General features: G+C 69.0%; 16 protein-coding genes. 6 read left to right on the forward strand and 10 right to left on the reverse strand.

Annotation, left to right across the window (positions count from 1 at the left end; translation table 11 throughout):
- Positions 1-89: 89 nt before the first annotated feature.
- The 3 genes from ABD210_RS30725 to ABD210_RS30735 all read left to right on the forward strand — a co-directional run bounded on the left by ABD210_RS30725 (position 90) and on the right by ABD210_RS30735 (position 3698).
- Positions 90-947, forward strand: coding sequence for an MOSC domain-containing protein (locus ABD210_RS30725; protein ID WP_344116321.1), 858 nt, complete (start codon positions 90-92; stop codon positions 945-947).
- Positions 948-972: 25 nt separating this feature from the next.
- On the forward strand, positions 973-2310 hold the full coding sequence (locus ABD210_RS30730) for a M1 family metallopeptidase (RefSeq protein WP_344116323.1): 1338 nt from the start codon (positions 973-975) through the stop codon (positions 2308-2310).
- 995 nt (positions 2311-3305) lie between these two features.
- The gene (locus tag ABD210_RS30735) at positions 3306-3698 is read left to right on the forward strand and encodes an isocitrate/isopropylmalate family dehydrogenase (protein WP_425552772.1); all 393 of its coding nucleotides are present in this window, start codon (positions 3306-3308) and stop codon (positions 3696-3698) included.
- A 69-nt stretch (positions 3699-3767) separates the two neighbouring features.
- On the opposite strand, the gene ABD210_RS30740 is transcribed toward ABD210_RS30735, so the two are convergent.
- The 4 genes from ABD210_RS30740 to ABD210_RS30755 all read right to left on the reverse strand — a co-directional run bounded on the left by ABD210_RS30740 (position 3768) and on the right by ABD210_RS30755 (position 6690).
- Positions 3768-4028, reverse strand: coding sequence for a hypothetical protein (locus tag ABD210_RS30740; RefSeq protein ID WP_344116325.1), 261 nt, complete (start codon positions 4026-4028; stop codon positions 3768-3770).
- A gap of 140 nt (positions 4029-4168) precedes the next feature.
- Positions 4169-4921, reverse strand: coding sequence for a spore germination YkwD domain-containing protein (locus tag ABD210_RS30745; protein WP_344116327.1), 753 nt, complete (start codon positions 4919-4921; stop codon positions 4169-4171).
- Between the two features lie 290 nt (positions 4922-5211).
- Positions 5212-6084 carry a CAP domain-containing protein gene (locus ABD210_RS30750; RefSeq protein ID WP_344116328.1) on the reverse strand — a complete coding sequence of 291 codons (873 nt, stop codon included), beginning with the start codon at positions 6082-6084 and terminating at the stop codon, positions 5212-5214.
- A 231-nt stretch (positions 6085-6315) separates the two neighbouring features.
- Positions 6316-6690, reverse strand: a complete 375-nt coding sequence (locus ABD210_RS30755; protein WP_344116330.1) for a CAP domain-containing protein — start codon at positions 6688-6690, stop codon at positions 6316-6318.
- Between the two features lie 46 nt (positions 6691-6736).
- On the opposite strand from ABD210_RS30755, the gene ABD210_RS30760 reads away from it, so the two are divergent.
- Positions 6737-7105 (forward strand): hypothetical protein, encoded by a 369-nt coding sequence (locus ABD210_RS30760; protein ID WP_344116331.1) that lies wholly within the window; start codon positions 6737-6739, stop codon positions 7103-7105.
- Between the two features lie 298 nt (positions 7106-7403).
- Here the strand turns inward: ABD210_RS30760 and ABD210_RS30765 are convergent, their stop codons facing one another.
- Positions 7404-8066 carry a GNAT family N-acetyltransferase gene (locus tag ABD210_RS30765; RefSeq protein ID WP_344116333.1) on the reverse strand — a complete coding sequence of 221 codons (663 nt, stop codon included), beginning with the start codon at positions 8064-8066 and terminating at the stop codon, positions 7404-7406.
- Positions 8067-8082: 16 nt separating this feature from the next.
- Positions 8083-9237: a GNAT family N-acetyltransferase gene (locus ABD210_RS30770; protein WP_344116334.1), complete on the reverse strand. Its 1155-nt coding sequence runs from the start codon at positions 9235-9237 to the stop codon at positions 8083-8085.
- Positions 9238-9345: 108 nt separating this feature from the next.
- On the opposite strand from ABD210_RS30770, the gene ABD210_RS30775 reads away from it, so the two are divergent.
- Positions 9346-10164 carry a DeoR/GlpR family DNA-binding transcription regulator gene (locus ABD210_RS30775; protein WP_344116336.1) on the forward strand — a complete coding sequence of 273 codons (819 nt, stop codon included), beginning with the start codon at positions 9346-9348 and terminating at the stop codon, positions 10162-10164.
- Between the two features lie 213 nt (positions 10165-10377).
- Here ABD210_RS30775 and galK read toward each other — a convergent pair whose 3' ends face one another.
- Positions 10378-11508, reverse strand: coding sequence for a galactokinase (gene galK / locus ABD210_RS30780; RefSeq protein WP_344116338.1), 1131 nt, complete (start codon positions 11506-11508; stop codon positions 10378-10380).
- Positions 11505-12551 (reverse strand): galactose-1-phosphate uridylyltransferase, encoded by a 1047-nt coding sequence (gene galT, locus ABD210_RS30785; protein WP_344116339.1) that lies wholly within the window; start codon positions 12549-12551, stop codon positions 11505-11507. The genes galK and galT overlap by 4 nt, the downstream gene beginning before the upstream one ends.
- Before the next feature lie 189 nt (positions 12552-12740).
- Between galT and ABD210_RS30790 the strand changes: the two genes are divergently transcribed.
- Positions 12741-14036: a hemolysin family protein gene (locus ABD210_RS30790; protein WP_344116341.1), complete on the forward strand. Its 1296-nt coding sequence runs from the start codon at positions 12741-12743 to the stop codon at positions 14034-14036.
- A gap of 74 nt (positions 14037-14110) precedes the next feature.
- Here the strand turns inward: ABD210_RS30790 and ABD210_RS30795 are convergent, their stop codons facing one another.
- Together ABD210_RS30795 and ABD210_RS30800 are read right to left on the reverse strand one after the other, a co-directional pair.
- Positions 14111-15568 (reverse strand): serine/threonine-protein kinase, encoded by a 1458-nt coding sequence (locus ABD210_RS30795; protein ID WP_344116343.1) that lies wholly within the window; start codon positions 15566-15568, stop codon positions 14111-14113.
- A 42-nt stretch (positions 15569-15610) separates the two neighbouring features.
- On the reverse strand, positions 15611-16438 hold the full coding sequence (locus ABD210_RS30800; RefSeq protein ID WP_344116344.1) for an alpha/beta fold hydrolase: 828 nt from the start codon (positions 16436-16438) through the stop codon (positions 15611-15613).

A 16438-nucleotide genomic window follows, 5' to 3' on the forward strand; every position in this document is an offset into this window, starting at 1 on the left:
CGCACGAACTGGACAATCTGCGGTCAGGTTCGGTCAGGTTCGGTCAACGACCGGTCGGGCGCTGCCCGGCCTCAAGGTAGCTTTGGCGAATGTCCGTTGCCAGAGTCGCCGCCTTGACCTACTACCCGGTGAAGGGTCTCGCCGGGGTGTCCGTCGGCAGCGCCGAAGTCACCTCGACCGGGCTGCGACACGACCGGAGCTTCATGCTCGTCCAGCCCGACGGGACCTTCCTGAGCCAGCGGGTGGTGCCATCGATGGCACCACTCCGGGTCGCCGTCCTCGGTGACACGCTGCGCCTGTCCGCGGACGGAGCCGACGACCTCGAAGTACCGATCCTGTACGACGGGAAGCGGCGCGACGTGAGCCTGTTCAACAAGTGGTTCGGCGCGGGGGTGATCCAGAACCCTGCCGCGGACGAGTGGTTCTCGGAGCGGCTCGGGCAACCTGCGGCGCTGGTCCGGGTGACGCCGGAGCACGAGCGGCCGGGATGGGGCGTGCACCAGGGGTTGACCGGGTTCGGGGATGCGCATGCGCTGCTGATCACCTCGCTGTCGTCCCTGGACGGCCTGAACGCGCGGATCGTGGAGTCTGGCGGTGAGGCGATCCCGATGAACCGGTTCCGGCCGAACATCGTCGTCTCCGGTTGGGACGAGCCGCACACCGAGGACCACGTGCTGCGAGCATCTGCCGGCTCGGTAGAGCTCGGGTATTCCGCTCGCTCGATCCGCTGCGCCGTACCGACGGTGGATCAGGCGACGGGTCGCAAGAGTGGACCCGAGCCGACGCGCACGCTCGCGACGTACCGGCGGCAATCCGACTACGGCGGCGGCGTCAGCTTCGGCATGAAGGCGGCAGTGCTTGCCTCGGGCATCATCAGCGTCGGCGATGAGATCTTGGTACACGAATGGTTGCCGGAAGGCCGTGATCCGGCGCCTGACGGTCGGTAGTGTTCGACTCCGCTGACCTCAGGTCGTGGGAGTCGCCGTGCGCCGGACCGCTGTGCTGTCGCTCATCCTGCCGTTGTTCATCCTGCCGTTGCTGATCGCAACTTCTTCGGTTGCTGCTGGCAAGGGAATGCCTACGCCCGGCAGCCCGGCGTACGACGTTCAACTGACCGCGAACGAGAGCGGTAGTACTTGGACAGGGCGTGAGTGGATCTCGTTCACGAACACGTCGACGTCTCCGATGCCTGAGATCTACCTGCGGCTTTGGGGCAACTCATGGGATGGGTGCACGAACTCGCCTGTCCGGGTAAGCCGCATCGAGGGCGGGGTTGTTGGGCCTCTTGCTGTCGGCTGTACCGCGTTGAAGGTTGTGCTGGGGAAGGCGCTTGAACCTGGTGAGCGGGCTTCGATTGCCTTCGACGTGGCGATCACGGCGCCGAACCGTGGTGAGCAGTTCGGGCGGTCGGGCGCCTACAGCTTCTTCGGCAATGCGCTGCCCGTGCTGGCGGTCCACGACCAGGTCGGCTGGCATCTTGAACCGGATGTGGGGATCGGGGAGAGCTACTACACGCTCTCGGCCGACTTCACCGTCCGGCTGGATCATCCGGCGTCGTTGGTGGTGCCTGCGACCGGCGTGATGGCGGGCTCGAACGTGAGCGTCGCCAAGCAGGTCAGGGATTTCGCCTGGGCGGTCGGGCCGTTTCGGCAGGCACTTGTCACCTCGCCGGGCGGCGTGAAGGTGCGACTGTGGTGGACGTCGGCGGTGGCGTCCGCGGCCGTTGCCGATGCGCGGGCCAAGGCGATCGCCGCGATCGACGACTTCGGCCGGCGCTTCGGGTCGTATCCGTACGGCGAGGTGGACCTGGTGCTGAACGACAAGTGGGCGTCGTTCAGCGGGATGGAGTACCCGGGGTTCGTGCTGCTGATCGCGCCGGCCTTTGGAGAGGGGCCGGTCGTGCACGAGCTGGCGCACCAGTGGTGGTACGGGATCGTGGGCAACAACGAGTACGCCGATCCGTGGCTGGACGAGTCGTTCGCGGTCTACGCCACGGATCTCCACGCCGGCGACTCCCGGCCCGGGTGTTGGCCGGGGGGTGCGTGGACGCCGGGGCTCGCGATCACCAACTCGATGGGCTACTGGAAGTCGTACGGATCCGCCTGGGGCAGTTACGTCTACACCCTCGGCGCGTGCATGCTGCACGACCTGGAGCGCCTGATCGGGTCCATCCCGATGGCGCACCTACTGAAGACCTACGCCGGGGAGCACTGGTACGGCGTCTCGACCCCGGCCGCCTTCAAATCCGCCGCCCAAGCCGCCACCTCGATCATCCTCACCAGTTTCTGGGCGGATCACCACATGAACTGAGTACGCCGACCCGGCTTCGCGCCTCCTCCGTCAACGCTCGACCTACGCCCCCACGGTCGGTCGCCGCTCCTCCGTTCGCTCAGCGATGTCGCCAAGCAGGGTCTGGAGTTAAGGCTCAGGTGGCGGCGAGGTGGTCCGATCCAATGGTTGGCGTGGTGGCACGTAGGTGATCAGGTTCGGCTCAGCTGCCCGCCTTCTGTCCTCGGTGCAGTCGCCTTCCCTGCGGCGAGGATTTCGCCTAGATCGGCAGGAATCTCTGGCGCCAGTGGACAATCCCCGCGCCAAACCCTGCCCGATCCGCCACATGCGGCCCACCCCCAGGTTCGACCCGCCCACCGACGGTTCACTTCCCGGATCGACTCGCCGTGGCGGGTTCACTACCGGCCCGACCCGCCCACCGACCGTTCACTTCCCGGATCGACTCGCCCACCTACGGTCCACTTCCCGGATCGACTCGCCGTGGCGGGTTCACTTACCGGCCCGACCCGCCCACACGCCGCCGGAATTCCGGCGGGTCGATCCGTGAAGTGCATCCGACCCGGCGGGCCGATCCGGGAAGTGCGCCACCGTCCGGCGGGTCGATCCGGGTAGTGCGGCCGGTCGGGCGGGTCGAGCCGGGAAGTGCGGCCGGTCGGGCGGGTCGAGCCGGGTAGTGCGGCCGGTCGGGCGGGCCGATCCGGGAAGTGCGGCCGGTCCGGCGGGTCGAGCCGGGTAGTGCGGCCGGTCGGGCGGGTCGATCCGGGAAGTGCGGCCGGTCCGGCGGGTCGAGCCGGGTAGTGCGGCCGGTCCGGCGGGTCGATCCGGGAAGTGCGGCCGGTCGATCCGGGTAGTGCGGCCGGTCGAGCCGGGAAGAGCGGCCGGTCCGGCGGGTCGATCCGGGAAGTGCGGCCGGTCGATCCGGGTAGTGCGGCCGGTCGAGCCGGGAAGAGCGGCCGGTCGGGCGGGTCGAGCCGGGAAGTAGGCCCGCCCCCCGCGTCGGTTCGGGAAGGTCCGCCCTGCAGTCCGACACCGTCGCGCAGGGCTTCGGGTCGCTCGGCCTGATGACCTCGGTGCTGATGACCCCGGACGGCAAGACCGTCGAGGCCGAGGCGGCGCACGGCACGGTCACCCGGCACTTCCGCCAGCACCAGCAGGGCAAGCCGACGTCGACCAACCCGATCGCATCGATCTTCGCCTGGACCGGTGGGCTGAAGCACCGCGGCAAGCTGGACAACACCCCCGACGTGACCGGCTTCGCGCAGGCACTCGAGCAGGTCTGCGTCGAGACCGTCGAGGAAGGCAAGATGACCAAGGATCTGGCGCTGCTGGTCGGTCCGGACCAGGAGTGGCTCACCACCGAGGGCTTCCTGGCCGCGCTGGACGAGAACCTGCAGAAGAAGGTCGGCTGACGACCTCGGACGACAAGCTGAACGGACCGCGGCCCCTGAGGGGTCGCGGTCCGTTGGTTCTCAGCAGCTTCAGAGCAGCAGCAAAAGGGTGTAAAGCGCGGGCGCGGCGAACGTGACCAGCAGGATCCAGGCCATCATCTTGTGCCCGGGCTTGGCGCCGTCCAGCGACGAGGCGAAGTGCACGACCGCACCTTCCTCGGTATGACGGCTCAGGCCGATCCGCCGCGCGTCTTCCGGCCGGGGATCGGGTCGCTCGTCCGCGAGCGCGTCGGGGGGAATGCCGAAGAGTGCCGGCCGGGCCTGCTCGAGATCGTCGCGCTCGCCGTACATCCGGCCTCCCGCAGGGGTGGGTGGAGGCTCAAGCTAACCCCGTGCCGGAGGTTGACTCAAGCACCTTGATCCATCGTCCCATCCACAGACCACAACGGCGGCCCAGCCTCGCTGAGCCGCCGTTGGACGTAATCGTCCGGCTACTGATTGAAGTCGGCTACCCAGCTGACGCGGGTCGAGTACTTGAGGCAGAACACCAGTTGCGTGGAGCAGTAGCGCTCGCTTGCCCGGCCGACGCCGAGCTCGCTCAGCCCGCAGTTGAGTATTGTGCTCGAGCTCTGAGACTTCAGGCGGTTGAACGCCGCCTGGGCACTCATGTCGTCCCCACCGGCCGCCGCGCTGGACGTGCCCGTGGCAGAGACCTTGCCGCTGGATGCCCGGTCGACGGCTTCCTGCCGCGCCCCACCGGTGAGGTTGCTGTTCCGGCCCAGCGACGCACACCCGTTACTGGTCCGCGCGTCGTCGATCATCGAGAACAACGCGGCCTCGTCGCCCGTCATGCTGCCGTTGTCAGCCGGCGGCGGTGGCGGTGCATTCGGCGTCTTGGTCGGTTGTGCCGTCTCGCGCGGCGCCGACGTCGAACCGGTCCGGGTCGGCTCACTCGAGGGCGTCGCGCCCGGAGTGTGGGTCGAACCAGCGGTCGGTGTGTCGGTGGCACTCGCCGACGGCGTGGGACTCCCCGGCGCGGACGGCGTCGGCGTACCGCTGGGGGTTGCCGTCGGGGTCCTGCCGGGCGTGCTCGGCTTGACAGACGGCGGGTCTGTCCGCGAAGCCACCGGCTCGTTGGACGCGGTGATGTAGGTGTCGTCAGGCCTGGTGACGTAGGGCACCGAGGCATCGGCCTGTTCCGACTGTGGCTCGTGCAGCAGGATCCACGAGATCGGTGTGATCACCAGAGTGACTGTTGCGATGGCCACCAGGGTGCGCCGCAGCCGCGATCCGGCGGGCTGGGCGCTTCTCCTGCTGCGCCGGCGGCGAGCGGTGGCTCCTCGGTCTGACATTACGTACGCGTTCCCTTCACGGTCGCCCCCAAGACGTGCCTCATTCGTCCCACCGCGCGCTGGTGAGGAGAGCGCGGCTGTATAGCAAGACGGATCTACCCGCAGTGATCATGGTCCAACCGGCCGTTGACTGTGGGCTCGCCACACCGTTGCCGATGGACACGGTGGTGAGCCCACAGTGCTCAGCCTGAGCGGCCGAAGTCCTGGACCCAACTGCCCGGTCCCCACTGGGATTTGACCTGGCCGGGGTCGTAGCCGATCCCGATCTTGTTGAATCTGCAGTTCAGGATGTTCTTCCGATGTCCGTCGCTGTTCATCCAGGCGGCGAACACCTTCTGCGCGGAGTCGTAGCCGGCCGCGATGTTCTCGCCCCAACCCGAGCCACGCCAGCCGGCGGCAGCCATCCGGTCCCCGGGGTCCTGGCCGTCCGGGTTGGTGTGGTCCATGTAGTGCCTGCGGACCATGTCCGAGGCGTGCTTGCCGGCCGCCTCGACCAGGCTGTCGTCCAGCGAGAGCGGACCGCAGCCTTGGTTGCGCCGAGCGGCGTTGGTGAGGTCGAGGACCTCGCGTTCCTGTGCGTTGGTGCCGCCTCCACCGGTGGGCGGAGGTGGCGGGTCGTTCGGCGTCGGCTCGGTGGTGACCGTCTTGGTCGGGCTCGACGGCCTCGGTCGGGGCTTGGTGCCGGAGGTCGTGCGGGGCGCGCTCGGCGTGATCGTCACGGTCGTGGTGCCGGAAGGTGCCGTGGTCACCACCGTCGTCGGTCCACCGGCCGGCGTGTTGCCGGTGGTCGACTCGGCCGACCCGAGGGCCGGCGTACCGGTGGGCGTCGTCGTGGTGGTGGCGCCGTTGGGCAGCGTCGCGGTGACGGTGACCTGCGGCTTGCCGGTCTTCTGGTCACCGGCCGAGCTGGTGTCATCGACCGCGGCCGGGCCGGAGTTGTCCTCGGAGACGTTGAGGACCTTGGTGGCGTTGTCGTCGGCGACGGTCGAGCCGTCGCGAGACGTCATCACCCAGACCACCGGTCCGATGGCGAGCAACACCGACAGCGCACTCACGATCGGGCCGATCAGGCCTCTTCGCTTCGGTGCCTTTCTGCTGCGGTGTCGCCCAGGGGTAGGCGAGTCCGTCATGGGTGGGCGAGTCCTCTTCAGTTCGTCGTACCGGAAATCCGAACCCCCGTGGTTCCTTGGCCAGGCCCCCCTGGTTACCGAACAGTGACCCTAACCGATGCGCAAGGCCACTGTTACGGGTCCGCGATCGGTCTTAACAAAGCCCAGAGGTTCGTCTCACCCACCGAAGTCCTGGACCCAGCTTCCGTTGCCCCAGTCGGGCTTGACCTGCCCGCTGTCATAACCGATTCCGATCATCGTGTAGCCGCAGTCGAGGATGTTGCGGCGGTGTCCCTCGCTGTGCATCCAGCCGTCGACCACGGCAGCTGCCGAGCTGTAGCCGACAGCGATGTTCTCGGCCATCGAGCCACCTGTGAACCCGGCCGCCTTCATCCGGTCGAAGGGGCTGCGGCCGTCCTGGCTGTTGTGGTCGAAGTAGTGGTGGACCACCATGTCGGTCGCGTGCGCGTTGGCAGCGCGCGTGAGTGCGCTGTTCGTCCGCAGCGGTCCGCAGCCGGCCTTGGCCCGCTCGCTGTTGGTCAACTGCAGCACCTGGGCCTCCTTCGAACCACTGGGAGCCGGTGGCTTGGTCGTCGGGGTGGGGGTGCTCGTGTGGCTGGGCCGCGGCGTCGGCTTGGGTGACCGCGTCGCCCGCCGGCTGGGCGCTGTCGTCGACCGCGTCGGTGTAGGCGTGGCGCTGGGGGTCTTCGTCGGACTCCTAGACGGTGTCGCACTCGGCGTGGCGGTTGGCGTGGTCACGGGCGTGCTGGCGTCGTCGGCGGGCGATGAAGCTCCGGCATCCGTCACCACCGTCAACGGCTCGCTCTGCCCAGTGGTGGCCGCGTTCTTCGCGTCTCGCGTGACGTACCAGCCGCCAGCCGCCAGCACGCTAAGCACCGCCAGGGCGCCGATGATCGGCCCGGCCACACCACGACGGCGCCTGCGCCGACCGTGGCTGGGACCGTGATCCCCGTCAGGCCCGTAGTCGTCCGGCCCTTGCAGGAAAGGGGTCTGGCCGTTCGGTACGTCCGTCATGGGTACCGGACCGTAGCGGATCCCGCTGCTCACCACGAGCCCTGATGAGATATCCCACCCCGCATTGACGAACCTCTGACGTACTACGCGTCGCGTACTGCGCAGGTCCGCAACACAGCAGGGGGCGCAAAACGCGGGTTGTCGTAGGTCCAGTCGGGAGGCTCGGGACTACCTCGGCGCGAGTGCGGCCTCGCCCTGTCCGAAACCGTCGCCCACCTGGAAGGGACGGTCTAGCGAGAGCGGGCGATGACGATGTCGGCGACGACCTTCCAGCCGAGGCTGCGGTACAGCCGCAGTCCGTCGATCGAGGCGATCAGGATGCCGCGCTTGGCGCCCTGAGCCGCCGCGGTCTCGACCAGCGAGGCCATCACCGCGCTGCCCAGCCCGCGCCTTCGGTGCGCCGGGTCGGTCTCGATCCGATCCGCGACCGCGTCCTCGCCGACCACGGCCATCCGGCCGCTGGAGACCACTCCGCCGTGCAGCGTGGCGCGCGTGATGATCAGGTCGGACTCGACTTCGGAGTGCAGTGAGTAACGGTCGCTCAACTTCAGCGCGGGTTGCTCGGACAGTTGGATGGTCATCAGCCAGTCCTGCTCGCGCTGCACCTCCAGCCCGAGATCCTCGAGCTGTTCGATCCTTGCCTCACGGTCGTCGGTGGCGAGCGTGATCCAGCCGGCGCCCCGGCCGCCACCGGCGGTCAGGGCCAGCTCGGCGGCACGCTCGACCCGTTCGGGTTTGTCGTCCGCGTCGAGGACGACGTATTCCATCGCGCGATTCTCCTCGCCCGCGCGGACGGTCAGGATCCCGTCGTTGTCGTCCTCGACCTTGGTCCAGCCCCGCGACACAGACCACCCGGCCTGCCAGCGGCGGACGAGTTCCTCACGATCTCTCACTCGTCGATTCAACCAGTCAGAACGTCCCACGGCGAGGGGAAGTGGTGTCGGGTGCGTCATCCGTGGCGAGGAGGTCGAAGCTGAGGAGGTTGTCAAAGATGTTGTCGCGGAGTGGGCCGGCGGCTCGGGCAGTGCCGGTGAGGGTGAAACCGTTGGCGATGGCAACGTGAGCTGACGCGGTGTTGCCTTCGGCAGCGAAGAGCATCAGGCGACGCCGGCCGAGACCACCCTGCTCGATCGGTTTGAACGCTTGCTTGATCGCCAGCCCGACCGCCGCCGTCATCACTCCACGACCGCGGGCCTCGGGGTGCGACCAGTAGCCGATCTCACCGCTGGTGTTGTCGATCCGGTTCTTCAGGTCGAACACACTGACGTTGCCGAGCAGGTCGTCGGTGTCCGGATCCGCGATCACCCAGGACACCCCTTCGCCACTCGCGAGCAGCTCCAGCCGTCCCTGGATGAACGCCTCGGCGTCGTCGATCCGGTAAGGCGACGGCAGACCGGCCAGCCAGTGCTGGGTTCGCTCGTCGTTGCAGGCCTCGGTGATCCGCTTCGCGTCGGAGCTGCGGAACTCTCGCAGTCGCACGCCAGCTCCTTGGAGCACCGGCACCTGCCACCAATGGCCCTGCGGCTCGCGTTGGTCGTCCTGCGCGATCGAGGCGACCCACTCGTCCTTGCGGATGCCGCGAGCCACGCCGCCATCGGGAACCATGACGAGATTGCGGAACCCGTTCTTCCAGGCAACGCGCCGTGACCCGTAGTTGCCGACGTACGCTCGCCAGATCACCCGCCGCCAGCCCTGCTCGAAGGCGTGGTCGACCGCGAGCCCCAGGCCTCGCGTCATCACCCCGTGGCCCCGGGCCCAGGGAGCCGTGGCGAACCCGACCTCCCCGACGCCGCCCTCGCCGGGGCGTAGGTCGATCGTGCCGGCATAGCGCCCGTCGTACTCGATCGCCCACCCCCAGCTGGTGCCGTCCCGCCAGCCGGCGGGGATGAACTCGGTCAGGTACTGCACCGCGTGCTCACGCTCGTACGGCACCGGGATGGTGGTCCAGCGCTGCATCTCCGGGTCCTGGCACACCTGGTAGGCGGCCTCGACATCGGCCCGGGTGTGCGCACGCAGCGTGATCACACCATCGGCCAGAACCGGGACGTCCTCGGGAAATCGCATACTCCAGCCTCGCCTGCGGGCGGACGCCACGGCAACGTCATTTCCGGCAGCGCAGAAATCAACGCGGTTCCACCGCAATGCGTCACCACAGGTCTTAGGCTGTCGTCTGTGAACGCAGCCGGAGCGAACGCCGAACCGTCCCGCGGCCGGGGTGGACAGCTGGCTGCCCAGCGGCAGGCCACGATCGTTGCCGAGGTCAACAGCCGGGGCGCGATCACCGTGGCCGAGCTGGTGGACCGCTTCGGTGTGTCCGACATGACGATCCGGCGCGATCTCGACGCGTTGGACTCCAGCGGCCTGCTGCACAAGGTGCACGGCGGCGCGACCTCGGTCGGGTTGCGCAGCGCCCATGAGCCTGGCTTCGACGCCAAACTCACGCAGGAGTCGACCGCCAAGCACGCGATCGCCGCTGAGGCGGCACGCCGAGTGCAGCCGGACAGCGCGATCGGCATCGGAGCCGGTACGACGACCTACGCCCTGGCCCGGCAGCTCCTCCGGGTCGAGAACCTCACGGTGGTGACGAACTCGGCCCGCATCGCCGACGTGTTCCACGGCAACGGCAGGTCGGATCGCACTGTGGTCCTGATCGGCGGCATCCGTACTCCGTCGGACGCGCTGGTCGGCCCGATCGCGACCGCGGCCCTGCAATCGCTGCACCTCGACCTGCTCTTCCTCGGCGCACACGGCGTGGACGCCGAGCACGGCCTCAGCACCCCGAACCTGATGGAGGCCGAGACGAACCGGTCCTTCATCGCCGCCAGCCGCGAGGTGGTCGTGGTCGCCGACCACACCAAGTGGGGCACCGTCGGCCTGAGCACCTTCGCCGGCTGGGGTGACCTCGACCTGGTCATCACCGACTCCGGCCTGTCCGCAGCGGCCCGCAAGGCGATGCGCGACACCGACTGCGAACTGATCATCGCCTCCTGAACCACGAGCAGCTCCCCGGCGTTCCCCGGTGGCGCGCAGCGGTCACGAAGTGGCGACCTTGAACACCAAACAGGGACCGCGGACACGAAATAGCGTGTTCAAGGTCCCGACTACCTGTCCCAGGTCCCGACTCTTGGTCAGGGCCGCACCCTCCAGCCCTCCGCGGCCCCCTTGCCGAGAGGCATCATCACGAACTACGGCTGTCGTACTGGTTCAGCTGATCCGGGAGGCTCCGGGCGACGGGGTCGCGGCCAGTGACGTCGGGGCGGTGAAGCCGTGGTCGGCGAAGGCCTTCTCGATGGCGGCGAGGGTCGCGTCGACCGCGTCGGCTTCCACCAGCGCGATGATGCAGCCGCCGAAACCGCCGCCGGTCATCCGGGCACCGACCGCGCCCGCGGCCAGGGCGGCGTCCACCGCGACGTCGAGTTCGGGCACGGTGATCTCGAAGTCGTCCCGCATCGACACGTGCGACGCGGTGAACAGAGGTCCGACCTCGCGCAGCCGCCCGGCCCGCATGAGTTCCACCGCCTCTTCCACCCGGCGGATCTCCGTGACCACGTGGCGCACCCGGCGGCGTACGACGTCGTCTGACAACCGCGCGAGCGCCTCGTCCAGCTGATCGAAGGCAATGGAACGCAGAGCGGGTACGCCGAGCTCGGCGGCCGCTTGTTCGCAGCTCCTCCGTCGTGCGGCGTACTCGCCGTCGACATGGCGGTGCGGCGCCTTCACGTCGACGACCAGCAGGCCGAGTCCGTCGGCCGCCGGGTCGAAGGGGATCTGGTCGGTCGTCATCGCCCGGATGTCGAAGTACAAGGCGTGTCCGGCGGTGCAGCACATCGACGCCATCTGGTCCATCAAGCCGACGGGCGCCCCGACGTACTGGTTCTCCGCCCGCTGCGCGAGGCGCGCGACCTCGGCCGGATCGACCTCGAGGCCACGCAATCCGAGCAGAGCAACGGCTGTCGCGCACAACAGCGCGGCGGACGAGGACAGGCCCGCACCCGACGGCAGGTCGGAGTCGACCAGCAGGTTGGCGCCGCCGATCTCGAAGCCGGCCTCACGCAGTACCCACGCCGCGCCGGCCGGGTAGGCCGCCCAGTCCGCCACGGAACCTGGCTCGATGCCGGCGAGGGAGAACTCGATGGTGTCGCTGTGTCCGGAGGAAGCAACGGCGAACTGGCCGTCCGAACGAGCGGAGGCCGTCACCACGATGCGGTTGGGCAGTGCGATCGGCAGCACCAGGCCGTCGTTGTAGTCGGTGTGCTCGCCGATCAGGTTGACCCGGCCGGGAGCCCGCCAGGCACCGTCCGGTTCGACGCCGAAAACCTCGCTGAACTTGCTCACGAACCGACCTTCCGCAGTGTCTCGGCGACGTCCTCGGGCCGGGTGTCGCTGATGAACGCGCCCATCCCGGATTCCGAACCAGCAAGGTACTTGATCTTGTCCGCGGCCCGCCGGATCGAGAGCAGCTCGAGGTGTAGGTAGCCCAGCTCGCGGTCCACCCGGACCGGTGCAGAGTGCCACGCGGCGATGTAGGGGAGCGGATCGCCGTACAGGCCGTCGAAGCGGCTCAGTACGTCGAGGTACAGCTCGGCGAAGTCGTCGCGCTCAGAATTCGACAGCTCCGAGATGTCGGCGACCTGGCGGTGCGGATAGAGGTGCACCTCGACCGGCCAGCGCGCGGCCTCGGGCACGAAGGCGGTCCAGGTGTGGTTCTCCGCCACCACCCGGGTGCCCTCCTTGCGCTCCGCGGCCAGGATGTCGGCGAAGAGGTTGCTGCCGGCAACCTCCTGGTGCTCGCGGGCGCGGGCCATGAGGGTCCGCATCCGTGGCGGCAGGAACGGGAACGCATAGATCTGCCCGTGCGGGTGGCTCAGGGTGACACCGATCTCGCGACCCCTGTTCTCGAACGGGAAGACGTACTCGACGTCCGGCCGGGCGCTGAGCTCCGCGGTCCGGTCCGCCCAGGTCTCGACGACCAGTCGGGCCTGGCCCTGGGACAGGTCGGTGAAGGACTTGTTGTGGTCGCTGGTGAAGCAGACGACCTCGGCTTGGCCCGGTCCGGCGAAAGAGGGAAACCGGTTCTGGAACACGGCCACGTTGTAGTCGTGGTCCGGGATCTCGGTCGGGTTGCCGGGCTTGCTGGCGCACAGCGGGCACTGGTCCGCGGGCGGCAGGTACGTCCGGGTGTTGCGGTGGGTGGCGTAGGTGATCACGTCGCCGGTCAGTGGGTCGGTCCGCAGTTCGACCTGGGGCTTCGGCGCCGGCAACCCGCGGGTGTCCTCGAGCGGGACGCGGACAGGCGCGTCGAGGGGGTCGTAGTAGAACAGGGTACGTCCGTCGGACAGTTCGGTGTCCGTCCGGCGGGCGCCGCGAGGTGTGTTCATCGTCCGACCTTCGGTAGCGGGAGTGGCCGCAGGGGACGGCCGGGGCAACAAGTCTGCCATCAACCATCGTAAACCAACATATTCGAACATGCATCGTGAGACCCGCCACCGCTACCATCGAACGATGGACAGCGCCCAACCATCGCGTCCTCTCCCCCTGATACGGAGAGGGCGCGCGATCTCCCTGCCATGAACGAAACCCTGCTCAACATCGTTCTGATCTTCGTCTTCGTACTGATCGGCGGCGTCTTCGCGGCGGCCGAGATGGCCCTGGTCTCGCTGCGCGAGAGCCAGCTCAAATCGATCGCCCACCGCGGCAAGCGCGGCGAGACGGTGGCCCGGGTGGCCGCCAACCCGAACCGGTTCCTGTCCGCCGTGCAGATCGGCGTCACGCTGATGGGCTTCCTGTCCGCCGCCTTCGGTGGCGCGACGCTGGCCGACGGCCTGTCGCCACACCTGCAGAACCTCGGCCTGCCCGAGTCGCTGGCGAACACGGTCGCCCTGATCCTGATCACCATCGCGATCTCGTATGTGTCGATCGTGCTCGGCGAGCTGGCGGCCAAGCGGCTCGCGCTGCAGCGGGCCGAGACGTTCGCGCTCGGCCTGGCCCCGCTGGTGGACCGGATCGCCTCGATCGCCCGGCCGGTGATCTGGCTGCTGTCCAAGTCGACGGACCTGGTCGTCCGCGCCCTCGGCGGCGACCCGAACGCGAACCGCGAGGTGATGTCGGACGAGGAGCTCCGCGACCTGGTCTCCGCGCACGAGTCGCTCGGGGAGGAGGAGCGCCGGATCGTCGACGACGTGTTCGAGGCCGGTGGGCGCCAGCTCCGCGAGCTGATGCTGCCCCGGACCGAGGTGGATTTCGTCGACGCCGAGATGCCGGCGTACAAGGCGGTCAAGTTCGCGGCGGAGCGGCCGCACTCGCGGTACCCGGTGATGAACGGCTCGGCCGACGACATCGTGGGATTCGTGCACGTTCGCGACCTGTTCGATCCGGCGGTCGCGTCGCGGTCGGTCCGGGTCGGCGACCTGGCGCGCGACGTACTGATGCTGCCTGACACCGCGAAACTGCTGCCGACGTTGACGGAGATGCGGCGGCGGAGCACTCATCTGGCGATCGTGCTGGACGAGTACGGCGGGACCGCGGGCATCGTGACGCTCGAGGACCTGGTCGAGGAGCTGATCGGCGACATCAAGGACGAGTACGACGAGGAGGCGGGCGAGACGACCCGGCTGCGCAGCGGCGACGTCGAGGTGGACGGCCTGCTCAATCTGGACGACTTCGCCGACGAGACGGGGGTGGAGCTGCCGGACGGCCCGTACGAGACGGTCGCCGGATTCCTCGCCGCCCAGCTGGGGAGGGTCCCCGAGGTCGGCGACGAGGGTGCCGTCGAGGGGTACAAGCTCACGGTCACCGAGATGGACGGCCGCCGCGTCGCCCGGGTCCGCGTCCACCACGTCACCCCCGACGAGCCCGTGCCCTGATTCACAGGTCACTGCGTCCGAAGAACCCGAGGGCAGGCCCCACGGTTCTTCGGACGCAGCGACGTGTGCAGGGACTAGTCGCCAGCTGGGGTCGCGTTGGGAGTGGTGGGCACGACCGAGGGGGATTCGGTGGTCGGCTCTGGGGTCGGGTTTGTTGTCGGTGCGGTGGTCGGCGGTGCCGTCGGAGCCGTGGTGGGTGCGCTTGTAGGCGCTGTGCTCGGTGGGGCGGTCGACGAGGTGTCGGACGGAGTGGTCGGCCCGCCGGTAGGTGAACTGGTTGGTGTGGTGGTCGGCCGCGTGGACTGCGGCGTGGTGGGGCTGGTCGCGCCGGCCTGGGCTGCGGTGGAGGGCGTCCCGACGGAGCCCGACGTACCGGGCGTCCCGACGGAGCCCGACGTACCGGGTGTGGGCGCTGGCTTGCCTGCCGGCGTGATGACGCCGGGGTGCGGGGCGAGGTCGTTGGTGGTGGGGAGCTTGAGGGTGTCGCTCTGGAGCAGGATGCCGATGGTGGTCGCCGAGATCGCGATGATGGCCGCGGCCAGTCCGGCGAGCACAGCCTGCGACGGCCCCCGGCGTCTGGGAGGCTGCGGGGAGGCCTGCGGCGCTGTGAGGGGTCCGCTGCCGGCAACACCATCGATCGGATCGGCCGCCACCAGGACCGGTGCGGCGACACCGTCGATCGGATCGGCCGCCACGAAGACCGGTGCGGCGACACCGTCGGCGACCTGTCGCGCGGTGGGCCGTTGGTCCGGGTCCTTGGCGAGCGTCCAATAAAGGAGATCCTCGAACTCTCCGGCGAGCTCCGGGCGCGCCAGGCTGGGCCGGGTGGGGGCCATCTCGACATGCTGATACATGATCGACGCGGGGTCGTCCGCCAGGAACGGGGGCTGCCCGGAGACCAGTTGGTACAGCACGCAGCCCAGCGCGTAGACGTCCGAGGCTGCCCCGGCCGTCCCGCCCAGCGCACGCTCCGGCGCGAGGTACTGGCTGGTGCCGATGATCTGGCCTGTCCCGGTCAGGGTGGCGTCGGCATCGGCGTCGGCGTCGAAACGGGCGATGCCGAAGTCGGCGACCTTCACCAGGCCGTCGCCGGTGAGCAGCAGGTTGCCCGGCTTGATGTCGCGGTGCACGATGCCGTGATGATGGGCGGCGGCCAGTCCTGCGGCCGCCTGCCTGACGATGTCGACCGCGCGGTCGGCCGGAAGCGGTCCGAGCCTGCGCAGTTCCTGGCTGACCGTCGGACCCTCGACCAGTTCCATCGCGATGAAGTAGCCGCCTTCATGGCTGCCGAAGTCGAGAGCTGCCACCACGTGCGGGTCGTCGACCATCGCGGCTGCCCGGGCCTCACGCAGGAACCGTTCCTTGGTCGCCAGGGTCTCTCGGACCGGGAGCAGCAGCTTGATCGCCACGTCACGGCCGAGCACCTCGTCGGTCGCCCGGTAGACCTCTCCCATACCGCCGCGTCCCAAGGGATCGCCGAGCCTGTACCGACCAGCCACCAGCACCGGTGACACACCTCCTGATTGCCTCATCAGATTGTTGGTACCCACCGATGACACGGGTAAGCGGTCAGCTCAGGCATGCCGGCGCAACCACTCCAGGCCGGATTCGGCCTGGCCGAGGATCGAGATGTGCGCGCCCGAGGGGGAGAGCCGCAGCTCGGCGTCCGGAATGTGCTGAGCGAGCCACTGGCCGTGGCCGGCCGGAATGATGCCGTCCTGGGCGCCGTGCACAACCAGGACGGGAACGCTGATCGTGGTCGGGTCGCACCCCCATGGAATGACGTAGGAGATGTCGTCGTCGATCTGGCCGAACGGGCCGGCGTCGAGGGCCGGGCCGACCACCTTGCCGAGCCAGGACCACGGGCCGTCGAACATGGCGAGGTCGGCGGCGGTGAACTCCGGGTCGTACTCGATCCCGGAAGTCTCGTACGCCGTCTTCGCCTCGCGCCCGCGGACCGCCGCCCGCAATGCGGCGACCCCCGAGGGAACCATCCCGGCGTACCAGTCCAGCCCGTCCGCGTCGTACGGGGCGATGGCGGCCATGGTCAGCACGGCTCGCACCCGATCGCCGAGAGTGGCGGCGGCGCCGAGGGCGTAGCACCCGCCACCGGAGTGGCCGACGACGGCGAACCGGTCGATTCCCAGTGAGTCGGCGACGGCCGCGACATCATCGGCGACCGAGGCCATCGTCCGGCCGGGAGCAGGAGTGGACCCGCCGTACCCGGGCCGGTCGAAGGAGACCCACCGGATGCCGAGCCGCTCGGCCGTGGCGAAGAGGGGCTCGGGTGGTGCGCCGAGGTTCGGCGTGCCGTGATGCCAGAAGACCGGCAGTTCGCCGGTGCCCGTGTCGTACACATGCAGCATGCGGCCGTCGCTCAGCCGCAGCTCGGTCTCGTTCAC

This window comes from Kribbella alba, from assembly GCF_039529635.1.
Classification (GTDB): Bacteria; Actinomycetota; Actinomycetes; order Propionibacteriales; family Kribbellaceae; genus Kribbella; species Kribbella alba.

Coding starts and splice junctions, on each gene's coding strand:
- ABD210_RS30725 (WP_344116321.1), top strand. CDS start 90: ATGTCCGTTGCCAGAGTCGCCGCCTTGACCTACTACCCGGTGAAGGGT.
- ABD210_RS30770 (WP_344116334.1), bottom strand. CDS start 9,237: ATGCGATTTCCCGAGGACGTCCCGGTTCTGGCCGATGGTGTGATCACG.
- galT (WP_344116339.1), bottom strand. CDS start 12,551: ATGAACACACCTCGCGGCGCCCGCCGGACGGACACCGAACTGTCCGAC.
- ABD210_RS30740 (WP_344116325.1), bottom strand. CDS start 4,028: ATGTACGGCGAGCGCGACGATCTCGAGCAGGCCCGGCCGGCACTCTTC.
- ABD210_RS30795 (WP_344116343.1), bottom strand. CDS start 15,568: ATGAGGCAATCAGGAGGTGTGTCACCGGTGCTGGTGGCTGGTCGGTAC.
- ABD210_RS30790 (WP_344116341.1), top strand. CDS start 12,741: ATGAACGAAACCCTGCTCAACATCGTTCTGATCTTCGTCTTCGTACTG.